This is a genomic window from Streptomyces sp. (assembly GCF_036566765.1).
GTDB lineage: Bacteria > Actinomycetota > Actinomycetes > Streptomycetales > Streptomycetaceae > Streptomyces.
The window spans coordinates 1-5,919 of the sequence record NZ_DATCVQ010000711.1; the positions used below are offsets into that span (position 1 = coordinate 1).

Here is a 5,919-nt window from a genome sequence, read left to right on the forward strand (position 1 = left end):
CCGAAACCGGCCGCTTCATCAGCCAAGACCCCATCGGCCACCAGGGCGGAACCAACCTCTACCAATACGCCCTCAACAACCCCACCACCTACACCGACCCCACCGGCAACAACCCCATGCTCATCGGCTGCGCCATCGGCGCAGTGGTTGACGCAGCCTGGGGGTGGTACGACCAAAAGACGTCCGGACGCAAGGTCAACTGGGGCAGCGTCGCAAGCTGGGCTGCCATCGGTTGCCTGAGCGGGATGCTCGGGCACTACGCGGCGTGCGGAAATGCAATGTGTGGCAAGATCGCGCACATCGGACCCTGGGAGGCTACGAAGGAGGCAGCCGCAGGGTTCGGAATGCGCCGCAAGGACAAAATCTTCCACTTGCCGGGCAAGCGCGATGAAGACTACAGAGCTGCAATGGATTTCATCTACGATGTGATCCGCAAGAGGCAGCGCGTGAGCGTACGTGGTTTCCCGGGCCCTAAGGACATGATGGCCGGCTACAAGCCCAGCATGTTGGCTGAGCAGCTCGATGCTCTCAAGCGGGCTGGATACAGGAAGACCAAGGGGTACCTCGCGCCCCCCAAGCTGAAATGGTGGCTGTGGTGAGCTTGCTTTCAGAGGAGCAGTGGGAGTCACTAGACCCTGCTCTGTATGACGGATACAGGAGTCGAGAACTGCCATGTTCTCTCGATTCGCACATAGAGGTCGCCATTGATTCCATTACGGGGTCTGATGACTTCCACGCGATTGCTCGCTTCACTCGCTCTGATGCAATGTTCTATTTCGCTGAATATGCCGTCAGGGCCGCCTCCCTAGCCGTGCGCCTGGGGGATCTCACGATGATTGAGAGGGGCCTTGTCGCATGCTTGCTGGCGAGGCAGAAGTCAGACGATGCAACGGGCCTGTGGTATCCCCAGGTCTGTCTGCTGTATCGATCATGCGAAATGCTTGACCTCGATGCAGCGGAGACCTTCCGACAAATGGCGGATCGCCCCTCAGTTCCTGGCGAACTGAAGCAAGTCCTTGCAGAGTTCCCCGAGTACTCGCGTGGTCGTCGCGGTCTCGAGAGAGGCGGCTACCGCGAGGGATCAGACTCGAACGGATTCAGATTCCTCTAAGTGGTAGCGCCTGACTGCGGCGACATGAAGTGGAACTGACCCTAATCGGATCCTGCGTCCCCGGTCTCAACGGACCGGGGACGCGGTCTCGCCAGCCTGCTGCGGCGCAGAACTGAATCCTCCCGAGTGCCATCGCACGCCGGCCTATGTGGGGGTGGGCTCCCGAGGGACAGTTGCCTGGGAGCCCACCTCGCTGGGGTGTGCTCAGCCGTGGTACGTGATGTAGCCGTTGCCGTCGCGGTCGTTGTCGCGCTTGGTGTAGGTGTGGACGTCGGCGCGGGCTCGGGAGGGCTTGATCAGGTAGATGGTGTCCTTGTCGTTGTTCCACATGAAGTTGCAGTTCTGGCGGTAGGCGACGTTGCCCGAGTCGGATTCGGTGCCGCGGCCTCCGCGCAGGTTCACGTAGTCGCCGGGCCCCAGGTAGTGGTTGGCGGTGAAGGTGTACCTGTTGCCGGCGGCGTCGACCACGAGGTAGCCCCGGAGGTTGACGGTGGTCCTGCTCGAGTAGTTCTTGATCGTCAGGTACTCGTTCTTAGTGTTGCCGCCGATGCACCGGTTGTCGTCCGTACCTGGTGCGTCGTACTGAATGCCCTTGACCTTCAGTTCCGAGGTGTACTCGGCGGCCTGGGCGGGAGCGGCGGTGACGGTGGCCAGCATCCCGGTAGCAGCGGCGGCGGTCGCGACGGCGTAGCGCAAGCGCATGAGGTGATCCCCCCTCAGTGGCGTGAATGATGCACGCGAGATCGTACCGAATGCGATCAGAACGTGGGGGTGTCGCGTAGAAATCGTGAACATGCCGGTGCGCAACCCGGGCCGTCGGGGTCCTCCCATCGGAACGCGGCCATCGGCCCCTCGTGAGCCCGAGAGTCCTCGGTGCTTAGGATCGCTCTCACAGAAGTCGTCCGTAACAGATCTATCGTCAGTTCAGCTGTGCGCCCGGGATCCTGGCCTGTGATTCACGATAAGCTCACATATCGCGAATCACGAGTTCAGCATGGGGGAGAGGCGTGGACCTGCCCGAGCTTGCACATCTGACGGACCGACAGCGCGCCAAGCATCCTGCAGACGGGCATTCGGCAGCCAGCATGAGCACCGACAACCTCCCGACCGCTGCCGCAGGCCCCCTGCTGCCAGACGAGTACGACGACGCGCTCCGTACTCGGCTCGCCGCGCTCGACGCCGCGTCCGACGCGCACGCGCAGGACCAGCGGCCCGACAACACCACCCGCTCGTACGCCTCTGACTGGAAGACCTGGACCGCGTTCTGCGAGACGCTCAGGATCCCGCCAACTGCCGCTACCCGCGGCACACTTCGCGCCTTCGTCGACTTCCTGTGGAGCCGGGAGAAGCGTGCCTACGCCACCATCGACCGCAAGCTTGCCGGCATCTCCGTCACCCTGAGGCAGCACCACGGCGTTGTCGTCGACCCCGAGGCCACGAAGTCAGCCCGTGAGCTCCTGAAGGACTACCGACGGCAGGCCTCCGAGAACGAGGAACCCGAGCGCGGCCGCGGAAAGGCACCGGCCATGCGCATCGACGCACTCCGACAGATCGTGGAGAAGTGCTCCGACGACATCTTCGGCGTACGTGACCGGGCCATGCTGCTGCTCGGTTTCGCGATCGCTGCGCGCCGAGCCGAGCTCGCAGGGCTGAGGCTGCGGAACATCGTCGAGGACCCGGACGGAAACGGACTCCTGGTCGACGTCCGTGTCTCCAAGACCGACCCGAGGGTCGTCCCCGTTCCGTACGGGAAGCACTCGGCGACGTGCCCTGTGCTGGCCTGGAAGGGCTGGGCCGAGCGGGCACAGATCACCGACCCCGACCGGCACGCCTTCCGCGCGATCCATGCCACCGGCTCCGTACAGCCCAAGGGAATCACTCCCCAGCGCGTCGGCGACATCATCACAGCGGCCGGCGCCCGCGCCCGAATCCCCGTGCTGTTCACCGGGCACTCAGTGCGCTCCGGCATGGCCACCGAGGCCAGGCGGGCGGGCAAGGACCCGAAGGCCATCGCCCAGATCACCGGGCACAAGCCCAACAGCAGCGTGCTCCACGGGTACATGCAGATCGTCGACCGGTGGGATACAGAGGACAACGCGTTGATGGGGATCGGGCTGTGAGCGGCGCACTCCCTCCGCAGGGGGATCGGCAGAGACGGTCCTGAAGGACGTGCCAGCCGATCCGGCCGCGGGGCCGGTTCCGGCGCAGCACCGCCGTACTGCCGATCGGGTCATCCCCGTTGCAGAGCCGCTGGTCGGATGACCCCGGCCGTGGAGCGGGATTAGTAATGGCTTCGTCGTGGAGCACGACGACGAGGACGTCTGCCCGCCGCCGGGCAAGGCAGGGTGGGTGTGGTGTCTCCTCCGCTGACTGTGTTGCACGGCCGGCACGCGGCGAGGAACGAGGAGACATACAAACCGGGCCACGCGCCAACCAGTTCGGCTCGTCGTCACCCCGGTGTCTCGGTGGCCGGGGGCAGGCAGCCACCCTCGCGCCATACTCCGGTCGGCGCGGTGCATCCTCCGGGGCGGACGCCGCCGGGTCAGCCGTCGTAATCGGCGTCCTCGAGGCGCCGGTCCAGATCGTCGGCCCACGCCTGGGCCCAGGCGCGCAGGTCGGCGATCTCCGCCTCGGCCAGGCCGTAGGCGGCAAACTCCTCGTCGTCGTACCAGTCGGCGCCGCCGAGGCGCTCGCGAAGGTCATGGAGCCGGAATTCGTCGCGGCCATGGCGGTCGCCGAGCCGCTCGAGGTCCGCATGGGTGCGGTGCTCGGCCGCAGCATGGACGTCGATGAGGTCTCGGACCGCGCCTCTGTCGGCCAGGGCGCGGACCTTGGTGCCGATGACGTCCTCGAGGGCCAGGACCGGTCCGTACTCGGTCTCGTACGGCTCGGACCACAGGTTTTCCTTGAGGACGTCCACCTCGCACTCCTCGCCGGTCGCCCGGTCGGCGGCCATGAGGCGGGCAGAGAGGGGGTCCACGCTGATGACGGTGACGTCCCAGCCCCGCTGGTCCAGTCCCCGTTGCAGGGTCTGAGCGATGTCCGCCATGGGCGCCGGATTCTCCGTGGCGACGTCGAGGTCCTGGCTCAGCCGGTTCACCAGACCATGGGCCTGAACGGCGTATCCACCGGTGATGACCAGCGGGTACGGGCTTCCGATGGAAAGGACGTCGGCGAGTAGCCGCCGGTGCAGTGCGCTGAGGTTCACGCGGCGGAGGCCGGCCGGGCGGCGTCGGCGAGCCTGGGGAACGCTTCCTCCCACGCCTGGCGGACATGCCGGCTGACGAGGCTCCGCAGCACGGGCCACTGGGCGATCAGCAGATCCCGGTCGAGGAGAGCGACCACGTCGTCGCGCTGCCCCTCGGCCAGAACAGTGCGGTACAGGCTCATCCTGAGCCGAGGCTTGCCGAGGTCGTACGTGCGCAGACCGGACCAGGCCACGTGCAGCGGCAGCTCGACCCTTCCGGCGGCCGGGCCGGCGAGATCCTCGAGCCGTTCGGGCAGCCTGCCCGCGTACCGGGCCCGCAGGACCTCCCCGGCGGGCGGCAGGGGTGCGATCGGATTGCGTCGAGCGGCCATGGCGCGATTATCCCGTGTCCTGCCTCCATCCGGTACTTCGGCACCGCCGCGCTCTCCCGCGGGGTCGTGAGCCGTGACACATCGCGGGCTCTCGTACGGGTACGGCCGGGGCTGGCTCGGGAGTACGACACGCAAGTCCGCCCGCGCCGGATCCGGCGCGAATCCGCGGGCGGCATACGCGTTGATCAGCTCCACGATCGCCTTCAGCTCCACGGCGGCGTACTCCTGCTCGGCGTAGTCCTGAACCTCGCACCAGGACAAGAACAGGCACAGCTCGCGATGAGACGTACGCGGCCCGCCTTCAGATCGCGAGCTTGAGCAGCGGTGCCCCGCCGCCGGCCGGCCGCCACCGGCGCGCCCTGCTGGTGCTGCCGAGACGCTGGGTGGTAGAGCGCACGTTCGCCTGGCTGATGAACTCCCGCCGTCTGGTCTGGGACTACGAGACGTTGCCGGCTGGCTTTGTCCCCGTGAGTCAGCAACGTTTGTTGGTCAGTGCCGAGAACGGCCTGTCGGTGACTGAAAGCGTGTCGCCGAGTTCTGGAAACGCTCCGGTAGTTGCGGGTAGCCGTTGCGTGTGAAGGCTGGATCGGTCCGCGGGGTCATGGGGTGGGCCAGTTGCCGAGGGCCCTGCTCTGACCTCCGGGTACGGCGTGGCGTTGCCGCTCTACCGCTCGGCGGTGCCGTCCTCGCCGTCCATCTCGTAGATCCGTTCTTGAAGCCGTTCACCGGCCCAGTCCAGCCCGACGCCCAGGTCGAACCAGTGCCGATCCTTGCGGCCTTCGGGCGGTGAGAGGTTCACCGCGGCCCAGGAGAAGACCCCGAGGAGGATGGAACGTCCGTGCTGCGCTGTGCGCACGGACAACGCAAACGGCGCGGCGAGTGCAGCGCGGGTGACCAACATGACCTGTTGGTCCTCAGAATGGGGCCGCCCACCTGTGAGGAATCGGGGCTCTTCGAGGATCTTGACCCACTCGACCACTGCGTCTGCCGCCTGGGCGCGCAGGGACTCTTCGATGCCCTTCCGGACGGCGGTCGCGGGGTCATCTCCGAGCCAGCCAAGCCAGTGATCAGGATCAGTGAGCTTGCCGAAGTCGTCCTGTGGCACCCCGTGACGGGGATTCTCCTGGTACTCGCCTGTCAGTTTCCCGCTGCTATCCACCAGCCACGCACCGCGGATTGCCTCGGGAGGTACGTAGCCGTTCGGGTCGTCGATGTACGTCGGGTCGATC

The 5,919-nt window shown here is 66.4% G+C and carries 6 protein-coding genes and 1 pseudogene; 3 read left to right on the forward strand and 4 right to left on the reverse strand.

Going from position 1 to position 5,919, the window contains the following annotated elements; all coding sequences use genetic code 11:
• Positions 1 to 599, forward strand: a 599-nt coding sequence (locus tag VIU94_RS41225) for an RHS repeat-associated core domain-containing protein (RefSeq protein WP_331920220.1), incomplete at its 5' end; no start/stop codon positions are given.
• A gap of 716 nt (positions 600 to 1,315) precedes the next feature.
• Here the strand turns inward: VIU94_RS41225 and VIU94_RS41230 are convergent.
• On the reverse strand, positions 1,316 to 1,813 hold the full coding sequence (locus VIU94_RS41230) for a lamin tail domain-containing protein (RefSeq protein WP_331920222.1): 498 nt from the start codon (positions 1,811 to 1,813) through the stop codon (positions 1,316 to 1,318).
• A 383-nt stretch (positions 1,814 to 2,196) separates the two neighbouring features.
• On the opposite strand from VIU94_RS41230, the gene VIU94_RS41235 reads away from it, so the two are divergent.
• On the forward strand, positions 2,197 to 3,231 hold the full coding sequence (locus tag VIU94_RS41235; RefSeq protein WP_331920224.1) for a tyrosine-type recombinase/integrase: 1,035 nt from the start codon (positions 2,197 to 2,199) through the stop codon (positions 3,229 to 3,231).
• 422 nt (positions 3,232 to 3,653) lie between these two features.
• Here VIU94_RS41235 and VIU94_RS41240 read toward each other — a convergent pair whose 3' ends face one another.
• Positions 3,654 to 4,319: a nucleotidyl transferase AbiEii/AbiGii toxin family protein gene (locus tag VIU94_RS41240; protein ID WP_331920226.1), complete on the reverse strand. Its 666-nt coding sequence runs from the start codon at positions 4,317 to 4,319 to the stop codon at positions 3,654 to 3,656.
• Entirely contained in the window at positions 4,316 to 4,690 is a 375-nt protein-coding gene (locus VIU94_RS41245) for a hypothetical protein (RefSeq protein ID WP_331920228.1), read from the reverse strand. Before VIU94_RS41245 ends, VIU94_RS41240 begins: the two co-directional genes overlap by 4 nt.
• Positions 4,691 to 5,052: 362 nt before the next feature.
• Here VIU94_RS41245 and VIU94_RS41250 point away from each other — a divergent pair.
• Positions 5,053 to 5,268, forward strand: a pseudogene (locus tag VIU94_RS41250) (hypothetical protein); the annotation flags it as partial.
• 86 nt (positions 5,269 to 5,354) lie between these two features.
• On the opposite strand, the gene VIU94_RS41255 reads toward VIU94_RS41250, so the two are convergent.
• The coding region (locus VIU94_RS41255) for a hypothetical protein (protein WP_331920230.1) at positions 5,355 to 5,919 on the reverse strand (565 nt) is incomplete at its 5' end.

Bases quoted from the DNA above. Each gene is read 5' to 3' on its own strand.
- VIU94_RS41230 (WP_331920222.1), bottom strand. From the start codon at position 1,813: ATGCGCTTGCGCTACGCCGTCGCGACCGCCGCCGCTGCTACCGGGATG.
- VIU94_RS41235 (WP_331920224.1), top strand. From the start codon at position 2,197: ATGAGCACCGACAACCTCCCGACCGCTGCCGCAGGCCCCCTGCTGCCA.
- VIU94_RS41245 (WP_331920228.1), bottom strand. From the start codon at position 4,690: ATGGCCGCTCGACGCAATCCGATCGCACCCCTGCCGCCCGCCGGGGAG.